Source organism: Arthrobacter sp. NPDC080086 (assembly GCF_040702285.1).
The window spans coordinates 31,950-52,641 of record NZ_JBFBKP010000026.1 but is presented as its reverse complement, the minus strand read 5'-3'; the positions used below and the strand labels follow the sequence as shown (position 1 = coordinate 52,641).

20 protein-coding genes are annotated in these 20,692 nt (G+C 71.1%); 13 read left to right on the top strand and 7 right to left on the bottom strand.

The annotated features are described in order from the left end of the window. On the top strand, positions 1-1,166 hold a 1,166-nt coding region (locus AB0305_RS11110; RefSeq protein ID WP_366172952.1), incomplete at its 5' end, for an ATP-binding cassette domain-containing protein. Between the two features lie 50 nt (positions 1,167-1,216). Here AB0305_RS11110 and AB0305_RS11105 read toward each other — a convergent pair. Further along, positions 1,217-2,317 (bottom strand): sodium:calcium antiporter, encoded by a 1,101-nt coding sequence (locus AB0305_RS11105; protein WP_364137768.1) that lies wholly within the window; start codon positions 2,315-2,317, stop codon positions 1,217-1,219. A 160-nt stretch (positions 2,318-2,477) separates the two neighbouring features. On the opposite strand from AB0305_RS11105, the gene AB0305_RS11100 reads away from it, so the two are divergent. Genes AB0305_RS11100 through AB0305_RS11085 form a run of 4 tightly spaced genes read left to right on the top strand, consistent with a single transcriptional unit; the run spans position 2,478 to position 5,780 of the window. Next, the gene (locus AB0305_RS11100) at positions 2,478-3,485 is read left to right on the top strand and encodes a GNAT family N-acetyltransferase (RefSeq protein ID WP_364137766.1); all 1,008 of its coding nucleotides are present in this window, start codon (positions 2,478-2,480) and stop codon (positions 3,483-3,485) included. A gap of 56 nt (positions 3,486-3,541) precedes the next feature. Next, positions 3,542-3,925 (top strand): VOC family protein, encoded by a 384-nt coding sequence (locus AB0305_RS11095; protein ID WP_364137764.1) that lies wholly within the window; start codon positions 3,542-3,544, stop codon positions 3,923-3,925. 60 nt (positions 3,926-3,985) lie between these two features. Continuing rightward, complete coding sequence (locus AB0305_RS11090; protein ID WP_364137762.1) at positions 3,986-4,990, top strand: ABC transporter ATP-binding protein; 1,005 nt, start codon at positions 3,986-3,988, stop codon at positions 4,988-4,990. Further along, positions 4,980-5,780 carry an ABC transporter permease subunit gene (locus AB0305_RS11085; protein ID WP_364137760.1) on the top strand — a complete coding sequence of 267 codons (801 nt, stop codon included), beginning with the start codon at positions 4,980-4,982 and terminating at the stop codon, positions 5,778-5,780. The genes AB0305_RS11090 and AB0305_RS11085 overlap by 11 nt, the downstream gene beginning before the upstream one ends. Before the next feature lie 21 nt (positions 5,781-5,801). On the opposite strand, the gene AB0305_RS11080 is transcribed toward AB0305_RS11085, so the two are convergent. Both AB0305_RS11080 and AB0305_RS11075 read right to left on the bottom strand, forming a co-directional pair. Beyond that, positions 5,802-6,320: a DinB family protein gene (locus tag AB0305_RS11080; RefSeq protein WP_364137758.1), complete on the bottom strand. Its 519-nt coding sequence runs from the start codon at positions 6,318-6,320 to the stop codon at positions 5,802-5,804. Between the two features lie 66 nt (positions 6,321-6,386). After that, positions 6,387-8,918, bottom strand: a complete 2,532-nt coding sequence (locus AB0305_RS11075; protein ID WP_364137756.1) for a DNA topoisomerase IV subunit A — start codon at positions 8,916-8,918, stop codon at positions 6,387-6,389. A 67-nt stretch (positions 8,919-8,985) separates the two neighbouring features. On the opposite strand from AB0305_RS11075, the gene AB0305_RS11070 reads away from it, so the two are divergent. From AB0305_RS11070 to AB0305_RS11060, 3 genes are all read left to right on the top strand, one after another. Next, positions 8,986-11,676, top strand: coding sequence for a GNAT family N-acetyltransferase (locus AB0305_RS11070; RefSeq protein ID WP_364137754.1), 2,691 nt, complete (start codon positions 8,986-8,988; stop codon positions 11,674-11,676). Positions 11,677-11,755: 79 nt separating this feature from the next. After that, positions 11,756-12,499 (top strand): DUF5998 family protein, encoded by a 744-nt coding sequence (locus AB0305_RS11065; protein ID WP_290258122.1) that lies wholly within the window; start codon positions 11,756-11,758, stop codon positions 12,497-12,499. Between the two features lies 1 nt (position 12,500). Then, positions 12,501-13,745, top strand: a complete 1,245-nt coding sequence (locus tag AB0305_RS11060; RefSeq protein WP_364137752.1) for a nucleotide pyrophosphatase/phosphodiesterase family protein — start codon at positions 12,501-12,503, stop codon at positions 13,743-13,745. Between the two features lie 39 nt (positions 13,746-13,784). Here the strand turns inward: AB0305_RS11060 and sepH are convergent, their stop codons facing one another. Further along, positions 13,785-15,335, bottom strand: coding sequence for a septation protein SepH (sepH, locus tag AB0305_RS11055; RefSeq protein WP_364137750.1), 1,551 nt, complete (start codon positions 15,333-15,335; stop codon positions 13,785-13,787). A gap of 345 nt (positions 15,336-15,680) precedes the next feature. Here sepH and AB0305_RS11050 point away from each other — a divergent pair, with 345 nt between their 5' ends. Next, positions 15,681-15,980 carry a DUF4193 domain-containing protein gene (locus AB0305_RS11050; protein WP_364137748.1) on the top strand — a complete coding sequence of 100 codons (300 nt, stop codon included), beginning with the start codon at positions 15,681-15,683 and terminating at the stop codon, positions 15,978-15,980. 69 nt (positions 15,981-16,049) lie between these two features. On the opposite strand, the gene AB0305_RS11045 is transcribed toward AB0305_RS11050, so the two are convergent. Then, entirely contained in the window at positions 16,050-16,535 is a 486-nt protein-coding gene (locus AB0305_RS11045) for a DUF3093 domain-containing protein (RefSeq protein ID WP_364137746.1), read from the bottom strand. Positions 16,536-16,677: 142 nt separating this feature from the next. On the opposite strand from AB0305_RS11045, the gene dut reads away from it, so the two are divergent. The 4 genes from dut to AB0305_RS11025 all read left to right on the top strand — a co-directional run bounded on the left by dut (position 16,678) and on the right by AB0305_RS11025 (position 19,133). After that, positions 16,678-17,172, top strand: a complete 495-nt coding sequence (dut, locus tag AB0305_RS11040) for a dUTP diphosphatase (RefSeq protein WP_364137744.1) — start codon at positions 16,678-16,680, stop codon at positions 17,170-17,172. A 92-nt stretch (positions 17,173-17,264) separates the two neighbouring features. Beyond that, a complete protein-coding gene (locus AB0305_RS11035; RefSeq protein WP_364137742.1) occupies positions 17,265-17,969 on the top strand; it encodes a DUF3710 domain-containing protein in 705 nt (234 codons plus the stop codon). Further along, positions 17,962-18,351, top strand: a complete 390-nt coding sequence (locus AB0305_RS11030) for a hypothetical protein (protein ID WP_290258114.1) — start codon at positions 17,962-17,964, stop codon at positions 18,349-18,351. The genes AB0305_RS11035 and AB0305_RS11030 overlap by 8 nt, the downstream gene beginning before the upstream one ends. Before the next feature lie 2 nt (positions 18,352-18,353). Further along, positions 18,354-19,133, top strand: coding sequence for a DUF3159 domain-containing protein (locus tag AB0305_RS11025; RefSeq protein ID WP_364137740.1), 780 nt, complete (start codon positions 18,354-18,356; stop codon positions 19,131-19,133). 99 nt (positions 19,134-19,232) lie between these two features. Here the strand turns inward: AB0305_RS11025 and AB0305_RS11020 are convergent, their stop codons facing one another. Further along, positions 19,233-20,012: a TrkA family potassium uptake protein gene (locus AB0305_RS11020; protein WP_364137738.1), complete on the bottom strand. Its 780-nt coding sequence runs from the start codon at positions 20,010-20,012 to the stop codon at positions 19,233-19,235. Next, a complete protein-coding gene (locus tag AB0305_RS11015) occupies positions 20,013-20,684 on the bottom strand; it encodes a TrkA family potassium uptake protein (RefSeq protein WP_364137736.1) in 672 nt (223 codons plus the stop codon). Between the last annotated feature and the right edge of the window lie 8 nt (positions 20,685-20,692).

The following is a 20,692-nucleotide window of genomic DNA, read 5'->3' as shown; positions in this document are numbered from 1 at the left end:
AGCAGCGCCAGCGCTCGGGCGTGCTGCGCCGGGTGGCCGCCGCCCTGGACGCGCGCGCCGAACTCCAGGCCAACGGCGTCGGCGGTCCCGTGCTGGCCGCCATCCGGCGCGATGACCAGGCCGCCACGGATGCGGTCCGGCGCTCCGCCGTTGCCGAGGGGCTGGGACACGCCCTGACGGTCCTGGCCGGCGGATCCGCCGCGCTGGGCTGCGCCGTGCTCGCCGCCCCGCAGGCCCTCGCCGGGTCCGCGCAGCCGGCCGTGGTGGCGGTGGTGGTGCTGCTCCAACTGGCGCTGATCGAACCCTATGCGGCGATGACGACGGCGGTCCGTCAGTACCCCGCGCTTCGCACGGTGCTGCGGCGGATCGGGGAGTCGGGCCTCCTGGCAGCGGACCGGGGCTCGTACGGCGCCGGCGGTCCCGACGGCGGCCTGATTGCGCTGGCGCCGCGGCAGGACGGCCGTCCTGGCCTGGCGGCCGTGGACCTTGCCGCTGCCTGGCCCGGCGGCCCGTCGGTGTTCGAGGGCCTGACCGCGACGGCGGAACCCGGCCGCTGGCTCGCCGTCACGGGCGGATCCGGCTCCGGGAAGTCGACACTGCTGGCCGTCCTGCTCGGGTTCCTCCCGGCCGCCGACGGCGAACTGAGGCTGACCGGCCGCACCGCCTGGTGCCCGCAGGAGGCCCACCTGTTCGACTCGACCATCCGCGGCAACCTGATGCTCGGACTGCCCGGGGGACCCCGCCCCGGCGACGGCGCGGCCGAGGGCGCACCTGACGGATCGCCTGACAGGGTAGACGTGGAGCGCCGCCTGAGGGACGCGGTGTCCGCCGTCGGCCTGACGCCGCTGCTGGCCCGCCTGGAACGTGGACTGGACACCCCCGTCGGCCCGGGCGGTGCCTTCCTCAGCGGCGGCGAACGCCAGCGCCTGGCCGTGGCCCGCACCCTGCTGACTGGGGCGGACATCATCCTGCTCGACGAGCCCACCGCCCACCTGGACGCGGAGGCCGGCCGCGCCCTGCTGGCCGAACTGCGGCGCGGGCTGGCGGACCGGACGGTTGTCCTGGTCACCCACAACCCGGACGACGTCGATCCCGCCGACGCGCGGCTGGACCTGGACGAAAACGCCGCTGTGCGGGAACCGGCCGGAGTGAGCGGCCGGGCCTGACGCCCGTCTCCGGCAGGGCCTGACGCCCGTCATTGGGCCGGGCCAGGTGCTCAGCCCGAGGAGGCGACCGCGAAGAGCCCTGCCACGCCGACCATGTACAGCACCAGCACCACCAGCGAGTCCACACCCATGCCCAGCACCCGGCTCGCCGGCCGGAACAGCAGCCCCAGCATGTAGACCAGCGTCAGCAGGATGGCCAGCGCCGTCAGATAGATGTCCGAGGCGTGGGCCTGGGGGAGTACCGGCGTACCCGAGATCAGGACGGCCACGAGGAACAGCACCGGCAGGAAAGCGTTGCCGCCGAAGATGTCGCTGACCGCCAGTTGGAAGTCACCCTGCCGGACCGAGGCCAGGCCGGTGGATATTTCCGGCAGGGAGGTGGCCAGGGCCAGGAGCGTGGCGCCGAAGAGAACGCCGGAGAGGCCGATCTGACCGGCGATCGCGTCGCCGCTGCGCTCCAGCAGCACGCCGGATCCCAGCGTGGCGGCCGCCGCGACCAGGAAGATCCCCAGCGCCTTGCCGGTGCCGGTCTTATTCCGGGACGACGCGGCGTCGGACCGTCCCGACGTCTGCGACGAATTCTGCGCCGAGGCCTTCGCGTGGCCCTTGGGCGCGGACTGCCCATCGGGGGCCTGACCATGGGCGTGCCAGGGCAGCGACTTCTGCGACCGCTGCACCAGGAGCAGGCCCAGCAGCCAGATCACGGCGATCAGCACCGCGGCCGGGGTGAGCCGGAACAGGACCAGCCCCGGAGGCATCTGGCTCCCGGCGATGACCACGCCCAGCACACCCACCACCGTGATGGCCTCGATGACCAGGGTCAGGGACGCGGCGCGGTAACTCAGCGGCTTGCCGCCCTTGGTCCCGACGACGTCGAGGACGACCAGGACCACCGTCTGGATGGCGATGCCACCCAGGATGTTGCCCACCGCCACGCCCACATTCCCGGCCAGTGCGGCGCTGACGGTAATGGCGATCTCCGGCAGGTTCGTGGCCAGCGCCAACAGGATCAACCCGCCCAGGGCCGAGCCCAGCCGAAATCGGGCATCGAGCACATCCGTCTGTTTGGACAACTGGATGCCGGCCACCCAAATCACGGCGGCGGCCCCGGCGAAGATCAAGGCCAAGGCCCACAGCGGCAACGACTCCATCACGTGCTCCCATCCCGGCCGGAGGAACACCCGGCCACAGCTCCCGCGGCCGTGCACCGCGCAGATCGTCAGGCTACTTACTCTATGACCAGTACCCTGGGAGGGAGCCGGGAGCCGCCCACTGCTGGAGCCGGACCCGAGGGTCGGATAGCCTGACCCGATGATGAGCCGTGACGACAGCGACCCCCGCCAGGCCCTGGATGGCCGGCTGTCCTGGCGCCCCGCGGGGCCCGGCGACCTGGACGCCTGGGCGGCGCTGATCGCCCGGACCGCCGCCGTCGAACACCCCGTCTGGTACGAACGCCGCGAGGACCTGGCGCAGATCCTGTCCTCCCGGCAGAACCCGGTCGCCGCGAACACCATCCTTGGTTTCGACGGGCAGGGAACCGCGCGCGCCTACGGTCGGCTGACGAAGAACACCGACGGCGGGAAGGCCGTCGGGTTCGGCTGCGTGGATCCCGCATGGCAGGGCAGCGGGGTGGGCGGCGGCGTCCTGGCCTGGCTGGAGGAGCGGACCCGGCGGCGCTTTGCCGACGACGCCGAAGCAAACGTGGAACCGGCAACCCCCAGGCTCCGCCTCCACTCCGAGGAAGCACATGCCCGCGAGGCCCGGCTCTTCGAACGGCATGGCTATCGGGTGGTCCGCTACTACAACGAGATGCACCGCCCCCTGACGGACCCACTGCCCGCTTACCGCCTCGACGGCGGGCTCGAGCTGGCCGACTTCGGTCCCGCGCTGCACGAGGAGGTGCGGCAGGCCCACAACGACGCCTTCCGCGACCACTGGGGCAGCGAACCGCGGGACGAGGAGGCCTGGGGCTTTGTCGTGAACGACCCGTTGGCCCGGCCGGACCTGAGCTGCGTGGTCCTGGACGCCGACAACGGCCGGGTCGCCGGCTACCAGCTGGCCAGCCACGACCCGGACATCGCCGTCGAACGCGGCTTCACCGAGGGGTACACGGACCTGCTCGGGGTCCGCCGGGACTACCGCGGCCGGGGCATCGCCCGGGCGCTGCTGGCCGAGGCGATGCGCCGCTTCACCACGGCGGGCATGGACAAGGCCTCGCTCGACGTCGACTCCGAAAACCCCACCGGCGCCCTGGCGCTCTACACCGCCCTCGGCTACCGGGCCGTCAACCGCAGCATGGCCTGGGACAAGGAGCTCTGAGCCCCGCGGAGGCGTAAAATCCTAAGTGGGGGAAGGGCCTGGAAAGGGATATCACCATGCTCAAAGACCAGCCGGTCGGCGCCGTGTTGCCGGCCGCGGATATCGCCCGCGCCCGCGCTTTCTACCGCGACAAGCTCGGGCTCGAACCTGACAACCAGGATGCCCAGGACAACCTGCAGTACACCTGCGGCTCCGGGAGCAGATTCATGCTGTACCTCACGCCGAACGCCGGGACTGCGAAGAACACGCAGATGGGCTGGATGGTGCCGGACCTGCCGGCCGCCGTCGAGGAACTGCGCGGAAAGGGCGTGGTCTTCGAGGACTACGACTTCCCGGGCCTGAAAACCGAGAACGGCATCGCGACCCTGCCGGACGGCAACTCCGCGGCCTGGTTCCTGGACAGCGAGGGGAACATCCTGAACCTCAACTCCGGCATGTGAGCCCTGCCGGCGGGTCCTAGGACTCTGGCCGGGACGGGGAACGCCGGAGACACTCGTCGCATGTGCGCGGAAGCCCTGGTCCGGCTGGACGGCCTCACGAAGAGATTCGGCCGGAACACGGCGCTGGAGGGCGTCAGCTTCGGCATCGAACCCGGCGAGGTCTTCGGCTACCTGGGACCCAACGGCGCCGGCAAGACCACCACCATCCGGTTGCTGATGGGGCTGCTGCGCCCCACGGCCGGGACCGCGCGCGTGTTGGGCCTGGACGCCTGGCGCCAGCCGGTGGAGGCACACCGGAGGGTGGGTTACGTCCCCGGCGAACCGGCGCTCTATGACCGGCTCACCGGCCACCAGCACGTTGCTTACTGCGCCCGGCTGCGTCACCGGGACGACGCCGGGCTGGCCGCTAAGCTGGCGGCCAGCCTGGGGCTGGACCTCGGTAAACCGGCCCGCACGCTTTCCCGCGGCAACCGGCAGAAACTGGCGGTGGTGCTCGCCGTCATGTCCCGGCCGCGGCTGCTGATCCTGGACGAGCCCACCAGCGGCATCGACCCGCTCGTCCAGCAGGTCTTCCACGAGATCCTGCGCGAACACACGGCCGAGGGCGGCTCCGCCCTATTCTCCTCACATGTCCTCGGCGAGGTGGAACGGGTCGCGGACCGGATCGGCGTCGTCCGGGCCGGGCGCCTGGTGGCCGTCGAACGCCTGCAGGATCTCGCGGCCCGCTCCCTGCACCGGGTGCGGGCCCGCTTCGGCGACGACGTCTCCGCCGCCGACTTCGCCGGGCTGCCCGGCGTGCGGGACATTGTGGTGGAGGAGCGGGCACTGAGCTGCAACGCACCGCAGGCGGCCCTGGACGCGCTGCTGAAGCGCATCAGCGCCCGCCGGGTGGAGGATTTCGAGTGCTCCGAGGCGCCCTTGGAGGAGACCTTCCTGAGCTACTACGGCAACGGCGGCACCGGCACGGGGACCAGGACAGCCGCCGGTGCGGGGACAGCGGCCGGCGCGGGCACAGGGGAACCCGTCGAGGCCGGCGACGACGGGGAGGACTCCCGTGCGTCCTAACGTGCTGCTGAAGACCCTCCGCGACCAGGCCCGGGGCCTCGCCGCCTGGTCCGTTTCGCTGGCCCTGATCGTGGCGATGTACGCCGCCGTCTGGCCCTCGATCAGGGCCCAGCCGTCCATGAGCGACTTCATCGACCAAATGCCCGAGGCCTTCCGCTCCATGTTCGCCACCACCGGCGCGGATATGTCCACGCCCACCGGCTACATCCAGATCGAGCTGCTGTCCTTCATGGGGCCGATCGCCGTCCTGATCTACGCCGTCGGGACCGGCGCCGGCGCGATCGGCGGCGAGGAGGACCGGCACACCATGGACCTGTTGCTGTCCAACCCGGTGGGCCGCTGGCGCGTGGTGCTGGAGAAGTTCCTCGCGATGGCGGCGGGCACCTTCCTGCTGGCGGCCGTGACCGGAGCCGCACTGGTGCTCGAGGGCCGGCTGGTGGAGCTGGACCTGCCCGCGGACAAGGTGGCGGCCACCATGCTGCACCTGGCCCTGCTCGGCGTCGTCTTCGGCACCCTCGCGCTGGCCCTCTCAGCCGCCACGGGCCGGACCGGGCTGAGCCGCGGCATTCCGGCCGCCCTGGCGGTTCTTGCGTACATCGTGAACGCGCTGGCCCCGCTGGTGGACGTCTTCGACCGGCTGCAGAAACTCTCTCCGTTCTACCAGTACATCGACCACGACCCGCTGCGCACGGGCATCGCCTGGGACTCGGTGCTGGTCTCGGTGGCGACCATTGCAGTCCTGGCCGGGGCCGCCGTCGTCGGCTTCCGCCGCCGGGACATCCCGGCCTGAACGCCGGGCGGTCAGGCCGCGCTAGCCGGCCACGTCGTGGAGATGATGGACGACGTCGTGCAGGAAGTACTGCGAAAAGGTCAGCACCGTGAACTCCGAGCCGTTGCTGCGGGTGCCCTTCCGGCCCCAGTCGCTCTCCGGGACGCGGGCGAAGGACGCCGCGATTTCCTGGCCGCGGGCCGTCAGCTCGTCGCTCACCGTGGCCGGCTGGGCTCCGGCGTAATCCAGCTCGACCGCGGTCCGGTCCTGGTCCCAGTCCTCGAAGCGGGCGTCGTCCTGGCTGAGCATGAGGTGGAGGCGCTGGTTGAAGAGCTCAAAGACGTCGCGGACGTGGCAGGCATACTCCAGCGGCGACCAGGTGTCATCCTCCGGCCGCACGGCCACGTTCGGTCGCCGGAGGACGGCCCGCCAGCGGGGCAACATGGCCGTAATGTGGTCCGGCGCCATCGCCGGGGTCCAGGCGGAGGCGTGGAAGCCGCACTCGGGGCAGGGGGTGCCGAGCACCCAGGTCCAGTCTTTTGCGTCCGGGACGATAGGCATGCCAGCAGTCTAGGGGACTCGGCCCGTCCCCCAGGTGGCTCAGAGCCGCTCCCGCGACCGGGCGGGTCAGCCCTCCGCGGGCGCCGGGGCGGCGCCGGCGGGAGCCTCGGCCCCGGCCATGCTCGGCCCGATGGCGTCGACGGCCTGGGACAGCGGAATGCCGGAGCCGTCACGGCGGCCGTGCTCCACCGGCAGGGAGCGCGCCACGCCGGCCAGGGACGACGCTTTGGCCGGACCGTGCCCGGCCCAGGCCAGCAGGAGCGTGTCCTCGCCCTTGAGGAACCGGTGCGCCCGGACTCCGCCGGTGCCGCGGCCCTTGGAAGGGTATTCGGAGAGTGCTGTCACCTTCGCGGCGCCCGGGGCGGTGCCCGGCAGGGCCCCCTCGGTTCCGGCGATGGTGACCACGACGGCGGCCTCGTCATCGGCGCGGGCGGTGCCGAAGTGCAGCACCCGGTCCCCGGCGGCCAGCTTAATCCCGGCCATGCCGCCGGCGGTCCGGCCCTGCGGACGGACCGAGGAGGCGCCGAAGCGGAGCAACTGGGCCTGTCGGGTGATGAAGACCAGGTCGACGTCGTCGCCGTCGGCCGCCTCAACGCCCACCACGGTGTCCTTGTCCTTGAGCGCGATGACCTCCCAGTCCTCGCGGTTCAGGGGGTAGTCCGGCTGGACGCGCTTGACCACGCCCTGTGCGGTGCCGATGGCCAGGACCCGGTCCAGCGGCGCGAAGGCCACCAGCGTCTCACCCTTGAGCAGGGTGATGAAGTCCTTGGCGGGGACGCCGCCGGCCATGTTCGGGGTGCCGTTGGTGGGCGGCAGCACGGGCATGTCCACCACCTGCAGCCGCAGCATCCGGCCCTGCGAGGTGATGGCGGCGATCTCACCGCGGGCCGAGGTCTTCACCACGGAGCGGAAGACGTCGTGCTTGGCCCGCGGTCCGGCCTCCGCCAGGCTGTCCTGGTTGGCGGTCCGGGCGATCTGGCCGGAGGCTGTGAGGATGGCCCAGCACGGGTCGTCCGCGATCTCCAGGGCCAGCGGCGCGGCCTTGCCCTTGACCGGGGCGGCGGCCGCGGCGGCCAGGGTGGGGGAGACGGCCTCGGATTCGAGCAGCACCGTCCGGCGCGGCGTCCCGTACTTCTCCGCGATTTCCGCGAGCTCGTCGGAGACGAGGCCGCGCAGCAGTTCCGGGGAGTCCAGGATGGCCTGCAGTTCGGCGATCTCGCGCCGCAGCTCGTCCTGTTCCTTCTCCAGTTCGATCCGGGAGTACTTGGTCAGCTGCCGCAGCCGCAGCTCCAGGATGTAGTTGGCCTGGATCTCGGAGAGGTCGTAGATGGACATCAGCCGGGTCCGGGCCGCGGCCGCCTCGTCCGAGGAGCGGATGATCTGGATGACCTCGTCGATGTCGACGATCGCGATCAGCAGGCCCTCCACCAGGTGCAGCCGGTCCTGCTTCTTCGCCAGCCGGAACGCGGTGCGCCGCCGGACCACGGTGATGCGGTGGGTGACGTAGACGCTGAGCAGTTCAAGCAGGCCCAGGGTCTGCGGCTGGCCGTCCACCAGGGTGACGTTGTTGATGCCGAAGGAGTCCTCCATCGGCGTGTAGCGGTACAGCTGCTGCAGCACGGCGTTGGGGTTGAAGCCGTTCTTCAGCTCGATCACCAGGCGCAGCCCGTGCTTGCGGTCGGTGAGGTCCACGATGTCGCTGATGCCCGACAGCTTCTTGCCGTTGACGGCGTCCTTAATCTTCTCGATCACCTTTTCCGGGCCCACCATATACGGCAGTTCGGTGACCACCAGGCCGGTGCGGCGGGCCGAGAGCTGCTCGACGTCGACCTTCGCCCGGGTCTTGAATGAGCCGCGGCCGGTGGCGTAGGCGTCCCGGATGCCGTCCAGGCCCACGATCCGGCCGCCCGTGGGCAGGTCCGGGCCGGGGACGAACTTCATCACGTCCTCCAGCGTGGCGTCCGGGTGCGCGATCAGGTGCCGTGCCGCCGCGATGACCTCGCCGAGGTTGTGCGGGGCCATGTTGGTGGCCATGCCGACGGCGATGCCGGTGGCGCCGTTGACCAGCAGGTTCGGGAACGCCGCGGGCAGCACGTCCGGCTGGGTGAGCTGGTTGTCGTAGTTCGGGACGAAGTCGACGACATCCTCGTCCAGGTGGTCTGTCAGGGTCAGCGCCGCCGCCGCGAGCCGGGCCTCCGTGTAACGGGGCGCGGCCGGACCGTCGTCGAGAGAGCCGAAGTTGCCGTGCCCGTCGATCAGGGGCAGCCGCAGGGAGAAATCCTGCGCCATGCGGACCATCGCGTCGTAGATGGCGGTGTCGCCGTGCGGGTGCAGCTTGCCCATCACCTCGCCCACCACGCGGGCGCTCTTGACGTGGCCGCGGTCCGGTCGCAGGCCCATCTCGCTCATCATGTAGAGGATGCGCCGCTGCACCGGCTTCAGGCCGTCGCGGGCGTCCGGGAGCGCCCGGGAGTAGATCACCGAGTAGGCGTACTCCAGGAAGGACCCTTCCATCTCGGAGGTGACATCGATGTCGACGATGTTCTCGTGATAATCCTGGGCTTCCCCTGCCGGGGGCGTGGTTTGGCGGCGTGCCATGGGGCTGGTGGGTCCTTCTGCGTGGTGCTCAACGGGTGCTGCGTAAGTTTATGGCTAGGCTAAGCCTATGGTGGATCAGCCCGTGGACGGCGTATATCCGGAACATTGGGAAGCCGATGTCGTGCTGCGCGACGGCGGCACTGCCCACCTGCGGCCCATCCACGCCGCCGACTCCGACGCCGTGCAGGCCTTCCACGTCGGCCAGTCGCAGAAGTCCATCTACATGCGCTTCTTCGCGTTCAAGTCCAAGCTCTCCAGCAAGGAACTCAAGCGCTTCACCGAGGTCGATTACAAGGACCGGGTGGCGCTGGTGATCACCATCGGCGGCGACATCATCGGCATCGGCCGCTACGACCGGCTCGATGACCCGGCCGAGGCGGAGGTGGCCTTCAACATCGCCGACGCCCACCAGGGCCGCGGCATCGGCTCCATCCTGCTCGAACACCTCGCCGCCGCCGCCCGGGAAAACGGCATCCGCAAGTTCAGTGCCGAGGTGCTGCCGGAGAACCGCAAGATGCTGATGGTCTTCTCCGACGCCGGCTACGACGTCAAGCGGCACTTCGACGACGGCGTCGTCAGCCTCGAATTCAACATCGACCCCACGGACAAGTCCCGCGCCGTGATGGAATCCCGCGAGCACCGCGCCGAGGCCCGCAGCATCCAGGAGCTGCTGGCCCCCGACTCGGTCGCCGTGATCGGCGCCAGCCGCCGCTGGGGGACCGTGGGCTACCAGCTGCTTGAACACATCATCGAGGGCGGCTTCACCGGTCCGGTCTATGCGATCAACCCCGAGGCGCTGGAACTGGCCGGCATGCTCTCCTTCGCCCGGCTCTCCGAGGTGCCGGGCCCGGTGAAGCTCGCTATCATCGCCGTGCCCTACGACGAGGTCCCCAAGGTGGTGCAGGAGTGCGGCGAGGCCGGGGTCAAGGGCATCGTGGTGGCCACCGCCGGCTACGCCGACGACGGCGAACGCGGCCTGGCGCGGCAGCGGGAACTGGTCCGCCAGGCCCGGGCCAACGGCATGCGGGTGATCGGCCCGGCGTCGCTCGGGATCGTCAACACCAACCCCGCCGTCTCCCTCAACGCCTCGATGGCCCCCTCGCTGGCCCGCCGCGGCGGCCTGGGACTGTTCAGCCAGTCCGCGGCGATCGGCGTCTCGCTCTACGCCGCGTCCAGCCGCCGCCGGGTGGGGATCTCCACCTTCCTCTCCGCCGGCAACCGCGCCGACGTCTCCGGCAACGACCTGATGCAGTACTGGGAGGACGACGCGGACACCACCGCCGTCGGTCTCTACCTCGAATCGATCGGCAACCCGCGTAAGTTCTCCCGCCTGGCCCGCCGGCTGGCCCGCACCAAACCCGTGATCGTCGCCAAGTCCGACGCGATGGGCCTGAACCTGCCGCCGGGCCACTCCGTCCGGATTACGCAGGCGCCCCCGGAGGCGCTCGATGCCATGATGCGCCAGGCCGGCGTGATCCGGGTGGGGACCATCGAGGAACTCATGGACGTCGCGCAGATCGTCTCCAGCCAGCCGCTGCCCCAGGGTCCCGGCGTGGCCGTCTTCAGTAACTCCCGGGCTCTCGGCAAGGTGGTCTCGGACAGTGCCGAGGCCGCCGGGCTCGGCGTCGAGCGGATCGTCGCCGACGTCGACCTGGACACCGGCATGTCCCGCGCCCTCCCCGCCCTGCGCCGCAGCCTGCAGGAGACCCTGACGCTGGAGAACGTGCACGCCGTCGTTGTCGCGCTGCTGCCCGCCCGGGGCCTGACCGTGGAGAAGATCGGCGCCGTGCTGGCCGAATGCTCGGCCGCCGCCGGGAAACCCGTGGTGGCCGCGTTCACCGGCATCCTGGACCCGTCCATCTACGTCGAGGGCATGGTCGGCGACGCCGGCGAGGCCCCGCCCGTGCCCTGCTACTCGAACCCGGGCGCCGCCGTCGCCGCCCTGGCCGCCGTCGTCCGCTACGCCCAGTGGAAGGTCTGGGACCAGGGCCTCTTCGTCGAACCCGAGGGCTGCGACCCCGACGCCGCGCACCACGACCTCGAAGAACTGTTGCGCCCCGTCGGCGGCGAGCAGCTGGTCCGGCTGGACCCGGCCGCCGCGGACCGGCTGCTGGGCCACTACGGCATCCACGTGCTTCCCTCGGCGGGTTTCGAGACCGACGACGACGCCGTCGCCGCGGCGGAGAGGCTCGGCTGGCCGGTGGCGATCAAGACCACCGACCCGGCGCTCCGGCACCGCCTGGACCTGGGCGGGGTGCGGCTGGATATACAGGACGCCGACTCGCTGCGGGCCAACATCGCCCAGATGCGACGGTCCCTGCAGCGCTACGGCTCGCCCTCCCTGGAGGTTCAGACCATGGCGCCGGTGGGCCAGGCGTGCACCTTCCGGGCCATCGAGGACCCGCTGCTGGGACCGGTGGTCTCCTTCGGCCTCGCCGGGGACGCCGTGAACCTGCTGGATGATTGGGCGCACCGCGTTCCGCCGCTCTCCGGCTCGGACGTGCACGACTTCATCCGCTCGCCCCGGGCCTCGCGGAAACTCTTCGGCTACCAGGGGCTGCCCGCCGTCGACGTCGCCGCGCTGGAGGACCTCGCCGCGCGGCTGACCCGGCTCAAGGACAACCACCCGGAGATCGCCCTCGTGGAGTTCAACCCGGTCCTCGCCGGCACCGAGGGGGCGGTGATCCTCGCCGCCGACGTGCGGATCGCCAACGCAGCCCAGCGCACCGACACGGCCCGGCGCGCCATGCGGGCCTGAGGCTCAGGTGCCTGCGGTCTTGTCCACATCGGGGCGCCGCGGTTAGCAAGTGACTAGCCGATCTGTGAAAATGGAACCCATGACCTCCCAGCCCCCAGCATCCCAGCCACAGGCTTCCCTCTCCGCCCGCCACGGTGCGCCGCACGCCGGCCTGCACGACCACAGCGCGCAGGGACAGAGCCTCACGGATGCGCTGGAGCAGGCCGGCTTCTACCCGCGGCTGGTCGCCGACGTGGTGGCCGACGCCCTCGACGGCCGGGACTGCGTCTCCCACCTGGTGCACCTCGAAACCCACTTCGACCGGGCCGAGGTCCGCCGCCACATCACGGTGCTGGTGCTCACCGAGGACATGCTGGTGATCACCCACGTGGACGACCAGCAGCTGGACGAGGCCGGCGAGCAGATGGTCGCCCAGGTCTCCACCGAGTCCGTCCCGGTGGCCCAGATCCGCTCCGTGGTGCTCAGCTACATTTACGCCCAGCCGCAGGACTACAAGCCCTCGGACCCGGTCCGCGAACTCACGCTCTCCATCGCCTGGTCCGGCGGCCAGCGGCTGGACATGGGCCCGGCCAGCTGCGGGGACCCCCAGTGCGAGGCGGACCACGGCTACAGCGGCACGATCGCCCAGGAGGACATCGTCCTGCGGATCAGCGCCGAGGCGGACGGCCTCCAGGCGGTCCAGGACGCCAAGCTCTTCGCCCGCGCCCTGCGCGCCGTAAACACCGGATCCGGCGCCCCGGCCGGCCACGGCGTCTCCACCCTGCCGCCGCGCTCCCGCGCCGGCGTCTTCGCCAACCGCCTGAGCCGCGGCCATCAGCGCTGAGATGGGCGCCGACAGCACCGCCGGTTCCGTGCCGGGGCCGGGCGGCCCCGGCGTGACCGATGGCCCGGCCCTGCCCTCGCCGCCGGCCTACGGCAGGAAGTCCATCGCCGAGGTCTTCAGCAGTGCGGCGGCCAGCATCGGCGTGCCCGGCTTCGAGAACCGGCTGTCGTTGCCCCCGGCGCGGCGGGTGTGCGTGGTCCTGGCCGACGGCCTGGGCCGGCAGCTGCTGAAGCAGCGCGCCGCCCACACGCCGTTCCTCCGCTCGGTGCTCCAGTCCGGGCAGGGTGAGGTCCCCGCCGGCGTCGATGCCGCCTTCCCGTCCACCACTGCGGCGTCGCTGGCCAGCTTCGGCACCGGCCGCTCCGCCGGCCAGCACGGCATGGTGGGCTACGACGTCGTGGACCCGGACCAGGACCGCGTGGTCAACATGCTCAGCAACTGGGACGACGGCGTCGATCCGCGACGCTGGCAGCCGCTGCCCACCGTCTTCGAACGCGCCTCGGGGCACGCCGACGTCAGCACCGTCGCCCTGCCCCGCTTCAGCGACTCCGCCATGACCCAGGCGGCCCTGCGCGGAGGGCGGTTCATCGCCGGCACCACCGCGCACGCCCGCACCGCCGCCGCGGCCGAGGCGATGGCCGGGGCGGAGAGCGCGCTGATGTACTTCTACGTGCACGAGCTGGACAAGGCCGGCCACCGCTACGGTGCCGCGTCGGCCCAGTGGGAACACCAGCTGGAGGAGCTCGACGCGACCGTCAGCCGGCTGAACTCGACACTCCCGCCGGGAACCACCGTGCTGGTCACGGGCGACCACGGCATGGTGGACGTGCCGGAGTCCCGGCGCCTGGACTACTCCGCCGAACCCGCCCTGATCGAGGGGGTCCGGCACACCGCAGGCGAACCCCGGATGGTCCACCTCTACCTGGAAGAGGACGCGGGGGAGGCCGGCCGCGGCCGGCTGCTGGCGGCCTGGCGGGCGCGGTTCGGCGAACGGATCTGGGCCTTCACCCGCGAGGAGGCCATCGCGGCGGGGCTGTTTGGGGACGTGCGCGACGCCGTTGGCCCCCGGATCGGGGACGTGATGATTGCCGCCCGCGACACCCTGGCGCTCTACGACACCCGGCGGGTGCCCGCACGGGCGCTCGAGGTGGTGGGCCAGCACGGCTCACTGACCAAGGCCGAGCGGGAAGTCCCGCTGCTGTGCTTCAGCGCCGCCGGCAAGACCGGCAGCAAGGCCCGCCGCTAACAGTCCATCGGGGCCGGCGACAATTCGATCGCTCGGAGGCTACTCGCTGCGGGTGCCGAAAACGATGTCGTCCCAGCTGGGGACGCTGGAGCGCTTGGGTTTGGCAGGCTGGCGTTCGGGCGTCTCAGCGGCACGCTCGGCCCGCGCCTCAGACCGCGACAGTTCCGGGTTCCGGTTGCCGGCGGGGAAGATGCCGTCCGGGGTCCGGGGCTGCTCGGGGGACTCCGGCCGTGCCGCGCGCCGCGAGGTTCCGCCGCCCAGCAGTTCGTCCAGTCCAGGGCTCGACGTCGGCCCCTGGCCGGTGCCGCGCACCGGGCGCAGCTGGGAGGCCGCGATCGTGATTTCCCGGGTTTCGGTGCTGACCCCGTCGTGCAGCCGCAACGCGTCGCCGGCGTCTGCGGCGTCGTGCCGCGGCGCCAGCGTCAGCCGGGAGAGCATCGAGGGCCGGGCATCGCGGCGGCGGGTGAAGGCGTCCGGCCCGGGGATGGAATGCGGTTCGGCCTTGGCTGCCGCCGGAGTGGAAGGCTTCTCCGGCTCCGCGGTCGTGTCGGCATCGCCAGCTTCGGCCGCGCCGGTGGTGCCCGTGCCGTTGGGGTTGTGAAGGTCGGCGTCATCGGAGGTACCGGCGTCGGACCCGGCGTCGGTGTCGCTTTCACTGTCGGAGGCATCGCCAGGGGCGGGAACCTCGGAGGGCCGGGGGTGGGCCGCCGGGACGCCCTGGCTCAGCATGAGCGCCAGCGCGTCATCAGCATCCTCGTCCACCCCGATCCGGTGCCCGCGGCGGGAGCGTAGCATGTCCAGCAGCCCGTCGTTATCCCGGTCCTGTCGGGTATCCCCGGGCAGTGACCTGTCGGCGGGGACGATGCTGAGCTGGGCCGTCGCCGTGCGCGCGGCGGCCTCGGCGTCGGTCTCGAAGTCGAAGGGCCGGTCGGAAACGGCCGAGAGCCGGCGGGACGGGACGGGCCCGTCCATCGGCTCGAGTTCGCTGAGCTGCTGCGCCCAGCGGTTGGCGTTCTGCAGGGACTTCAGCGCCGGGCTGAACGTCCACGTGGCGGGTGGCTCCTCGCCGATGGCGGTGTGGCCGCCGGCCGGCAGCGAAAACGCCGCCACCACGTTCCACAGGCCGTCGGAGCGCCGCCAGGAATCCCACTCCACGGTCTCCGGAGCGACGCCGTAGGCGCGCAGCCGGTGGCTGACCATTTCCTCCAGGGTGGCGGGCTGGTCGCCGAAATGTGAGCGGTAACCCTCGTGGCCCGCCGTGGGGGACGCAACCTCGATCCGGCGCGCCTGCTGGGCGACGTATTCGCGCTCGGCCAGCACTGGGCCTTCGTAGCGTTCAACCTTGGCCAGCGGCAGGCCCGAAAGCTCGGCGACCTCCGCGGCAGTCGCGCCGCTCCGGATTCGGGCCTGGATGTCCCGTGGGGACATGGCAATGGGCTCCGGCGCCGGGCCCGGGGCAGTCTTCGAGGGCCGGTTCACGGCAGCCCGAAGCGTTTCATCGATCGGCAGCTGGAACATCTCGCCGCCGGCGCCACTGAACAGGAGATGCTCTCCATCGTCGTGGACGCCTACAAGCCGTAGATCCTGCATACAAATCCTCCACCCTGGCATTGCTAACACTCGAAACTCTGCCACTGCCGGGCACTAAAAGCGGTGAAGAGGGAGGGCGCGCCGCGAATTTCCGGCATTTTCCGACCTTCGAGGGCGTCTCTGGCGGGCATTGGGTGAACGCCCGGGCCATCACGTCCCGACGGCGTCCGCCAGACTCTGGCGTGCTGAACCCGCGTAGGCAAGAATGACCCGACGCCGGGCACAAAAAACACCCGTCCGGCGTTGACGCCGGTGAACCGGACCCGGACCGGGCGGGGAAGAGAAAGACCCCGGCGGACGGCGACGGCGACAACCCCAACAAGTGCGGAGTGTGAGCGAAAAGTAATGGCGACAGACTACGACGCGCCGCGGAAGAGCGAAGAGGACCTCAACGAGGACTCGATCGAGGAACTGAAGACCCGGCGGACCGACAAGCCCTCCGCGGTGGTGGACGAGGACGAGACCGATCTTGCCGAGGGATACGAGCTCCCCGGCGCGGACCTCTCCGGCGAGGAGTTGCTGGTCCGGGTGATGCCCGCCCAGGCGGACGAATTCACCTGCGCGTCCTGTTTCCTGGTCCGGCACCGCTCCCAGATCGCCCGGGAAAAGGACGGCCTGAAGTACTGCGTGGAGTGCGAGGGCTGAGGCGGGCCCTCGAAGCGCCCCGGCGGCGGATTAGCGGTTAAGACGTCAGCGGTTCAGCGGTTCAGGGGCTTAGCGCTTGAGCGCGGCGACGAACTCGGCGGGACGGCGGGTCGAGGCCAGCCAGTACGGCGTCCGGTCCATCGGGTCGGTGATCTCGATCCGCACCACCGGATCGATCCAGCCGCGGATGCACATGAAGGCCAGCCCGTTGAGCCGGGGGCCGCGTTCCGCCGTCGCCTCCCCGCCCTCGAAGGCCTCCACGGCACCGACGAAGCGGCGCTCGATCGTCGCCCGGCCCACTCGCAGGGTCCCCGCGGTGACCTGGAGCGACGGGGTGGAGACAATCAGCAGCACGGCCAGGATCACGAAGAGCACCACCGCCGCGGTGATGCCCGCGGTCATGCTGATCGGGGCGAACACCAGGATGCCGGCCGCCGACAGTCCTGCCGCCACCAGCCAGATCCAGAAGCTCGGCCACAGCTTTTCGCTGAACAGGACGGTGGATTCGTCGGGGGTCTGGTTGGAGGCAGGCACAGCGGCGCTGGATTCGGGCATGAGGCCAGCTTTCCACTTTTCCCGGGCTATTTCACCTTGGCGGGACGTCACGGGAGGGCCCCGATGCCCGGGCACCGAAGGCATCCTCCCGCCCGGCGCCGCGGTAGGCCGAACCTTTCCGCGGGCGTTACAGTGGGGGACTGTGACTGAAGAAACAACCCCCGCGCACGCCGTCCCTGGTCCCACCCTGGCGGTCCAGTTGAAGATGCTCGACGACGGGCTGGAACCGCCGTCGTACGCGCACCCCGGCGACGCAGGCGCGGACCTGCGCGCCCGCGAGGACGTCATCCTGGAACCCGGCGAGCGGAAACTGGTGCACACCGGCGTCGCCATCGCCCTTCCTGTCGGCTACGTTGCGCTGATTCACCCGCGCTCGGGCCTCGCCACCAAGCACGGACTGACCGTGGTGAACGCCCCCGGCACCGTCGACGCCGGCTACCGCGGGGAAATTGCGGTAACCCTGTTGAACACGGACCGCTCCGAGTCCATCGAGCTCCGGCGCGGCGATAGAATTGCCCAAATGGTCATCCAGCGTGTGGAGCACGCGGAGTTCGTTCCGGTCCAGGAGCTCAGCGATTCGGTCCGCGGCACCGGCGGTTTCGGTTCCACCGGCGGGTTCGGCGCGACGCAGGCCTGACCGGCCCCAGCTACACCGCCCGGTCCGTCAGGCCGGCACACCCGGGCCGCCCCGGACGAGCAGCGCCGGAACACAACGAAGGAGACAACCCCATGGTTTTTGGGCGTGGCAGGAAAGCCAAGCAGGAACAGCCGAGCGAGGCCGTCGAGGCCCCGGAGACCGGCGCCGACGAGGCCGCGGACACGGCCGTCCGCGGGTCCGGCCCGTACGACGTCTCGGAGATTGAGAACCAGGACGGCTACGTGGACCTCGGCGCCCTGCTGATCGCACCGCGGGAGAACCTGCAGTTGCGGCTCGAGGTCGAGGAGGCCACCCAGCGCGTCGTCGCCGTGACCATGGACCTCGAGGGCTCCAGCCTGCAGCTGCAGGCTTTCGCGGCTCCCCGGTCCGAAGGACTGTGGGACGAGATCCGCGAGCAGATCGGCCAGTCCGTGGGAAGCCAGGGCGGCCAGGTGGAGGAGATCGAGGGCCACTTCGGCATCGAACTCGTCGCGAAGCTCCCCGCCGGCGACGGCAGCGAGGGCTACCGGGTGGCCCGCTTCATCGGCGTCGACGGCCCCCGCTGGTTCCTGCGCGGTGTGCTCGGCGGCGAAGCGGCCCTGGACCGGGAAGCCTCCCGTGACCTGGAGGACCTCTTCCGCAGGATCGTGGTGGTGCGCGGAGACAACCCGATGCCGCCGCGCGACCTGCTGCAGCTGCGCCTGCCAAAGGACACCAGCGCCACGGTCCCCGGCACGGCCGGACGCCCCACCCTGGACCAGCCCGAACGCGGACCGGAGACCACCCAGATTGGGTGACGCCCCCGGAGGCCTGTCCTCCGACGCCGTCCCGGTCCGCGGCCTGCCCGAGCGCGGCCGCGTCCTCTGCCGCGGCTTCATCGAATCCGTCACCTACGCCCCCGCGGGCGAGGTCGCGGCATTCACCGCGATCATCACGGACCACGACGCCCCCGCGGCGAGGCCCCGCCGAGTCCCGGCGGACGCCGCACCGCCCACCGCCCGCCGCCGCCGTCAGGTGGCCGCGGACCGCCTCCGCGTGGTGTGGCTGGGGCGCCGCCGCATCCCGGGTGTCCACGCCGGACTGGAGCTGAAGCTGGAGGGGATGGTCACCGTCCGCGACGGCCTGCCCACCATGTTCAACCCGCGCTACGAAATCCTGTCCCGCCTGGAGGAACACTGACCATGCCCGAGAGCTCCCCGTTCCAGGACCCCCGCCCCCGCGAATCCCAGTCCGGCTCCACCCGGCCCGGCGAGGCGCAGCCCGCGGGCACCCAACCGACCGTGGCCCAGCTCGCGGAGGACTACGCCGCGAAGGCGGGCCTGCACCGCACCAGCAACGGCAACATCGACGTGCTGAAAAGCGCCGGCGGCGTCCAGGGCCTGGCCGAGAGCATCCTGCCCGGCCTGGTCTTCCTGATCGCCTTCACGGTGTCCCGTGAGCTGACCCCGGCGCTGGTGGGCGCCCTCGCCGTCGCCGCCGCTTTCACCGTCGCCCGGCTGGTCCAGCGCAAGCCGCTGACCCAGGCGCTGGCCGGCATCGCCGGCGTCGGCCTCTCCGCCTGGCTTGCCAACACCACCGGCAAGGCCGAGGACTTCTACGTCCTGGGCTTCTTCACCAACCTGGGCTACATCGTAGCGATGAGCATCTCGATCGCCGTCCGCTGGCCGATCGCCGGGCTGCTGTTCGGCTTCATCCGCAACGAGGGACTGCACTGGCGCAAGGACCCGGCCCGCGTGAAGGCTTACCGGATCGGGACCTGGGTGATCATCACGGTCCTGGCCCTGCGCCTGCTGGTCCAGGTGCCGCTGTACTACATGGGGGAGCAGGGCCTCGCCGCCCTCGCCACCACCCGGCTGCTGATGGGCGCCCCGCTGTACATCCTGGGCCTCTGGGTGGCCTGGCTCCTGACCCGGCCCGCCGCGCCGGCAGCCGACGCCGAGCATCCCGTCGAACCCATCTAGCTCGCAGCTGAGGCCGTTATGAACGCTCATAACGGCCTCAGCTGTCAGTCAGGTGGGTCGGCCCGGCGGCGGCACGCGGGCCGTCGGGCGGTCGGGGCCTTAGCCGTCGAAGCCGTCGTCCTCGATGGCGTGGCTGTGCGAGGGCTGGCCGGAGCGGCCGTCGTAGTCATCGCCGGACCCGGCGGTATCCGCCGCAGTGTCCGAGTCGCCGTCGCCGGTTTCCGGGGCCGAGAGCAGGGCCCGCAGCTCGTCCTCGGCGGCGATGGTGGTGACGAAGAACAGCTCGTCGCCACCGTCGATCACGTCGTCCCGGCTGGGGGTGATGGGGGCCTGGTCGCGGAGGATCGCCACGAGGGTCGCGTCCTCGGGCCATTCGATGGCGCCCACCGTTAGGCCGATCACGTGCGAATCGTGCGGCACGGTGAATTCCACCAGCGACGAGACACCCGTCTGCAGCGTCAGCAAGCGGACCAGGTCGCCGATCTCCACGGCCTCCTCCACCAGCGCCGTCATGAGCTGCGGGGTGTTGACCGCGACGTCGACGCCCCAGGAATCGTCGAACATCCAGTCGTTCTTCGGGTTGTTCACCCGGCCCACCGTGCGGCCCACGCCGAATTCGGTCTTGGCCAGCAGCGAGACCACCAGATTGACCTTGTCGTCGCCGGTGGCGGAGACGACAACGTCGGCATCCTCCAGCCGGGCGTCCTTGAGCGTGCTCAGCTCGCAGGCGTCGCCCACCAGCCAATGCGCGCCGCGCAGGCCGCTGCGGCCGATCACCTCCGGCTTCAGGTCGATCAGCAGGATTTCGTGCTTGTGCGAGAGCAATTCGCGGGCAATCGAGGAACCGACGCTGCCGGCACCGACGATGACGACCTTCACTTAGGACTCCTTGGCGGGGGATTTGGCGAGGATGTGGGCCACCTCGGAGGTGCGGTCCACGCTGAGCATGGCGTGGACGGTGTCGCCGTCCTGCAACGACATGCCGGGCGCCGGGAGCATCCCCTCGCCGAATCGGGTGAGGTAAGCGATGCGGATGTCCGCGGCCTTCTCGATGGCGGTCAGCGGGTGGCCGACCCAGCCGGCGTCGAGGTCCACCTCGGCCAGCACCAGCCGGCCGGAGGGGTCGCGGAAGTCACCGGCGAGGTGCTGCTCGGGCAGGATCCGGCGCAGCACCTGGTCCGCGCTCCAGCGCACGGCCGCGACCGTGGGGATGCCCAGGCGCTGGTAGATCTCGGCCCGGCCCGGGTCGTAGATGCGGGCCACCACGTGCGGGACGTGGAAGGTCTCCCGGGCGACGCGGGTGGCCAGGATGTTGGAGTTGTCACCGCTGGAGACGGCGGCGAAGGCGTAGGCCTCCTCGACGCCGGCGCGCTTGAGCGTTTCGCGGTCAAAGCCGACGCCGGTGACCTTGCGGCCGGTGAAGCCGGTGCGGAGCCTCCGGAAGGCGCGGTCGTCCTGGTCGATGATGGCGACCGAGTGGCCGGCGTCCTCAAGGGTGTGCGCCAGGGTGGCACCCACCCGGCCGCAACCCATGATCACGAAGTGCGCCACATGTGCCT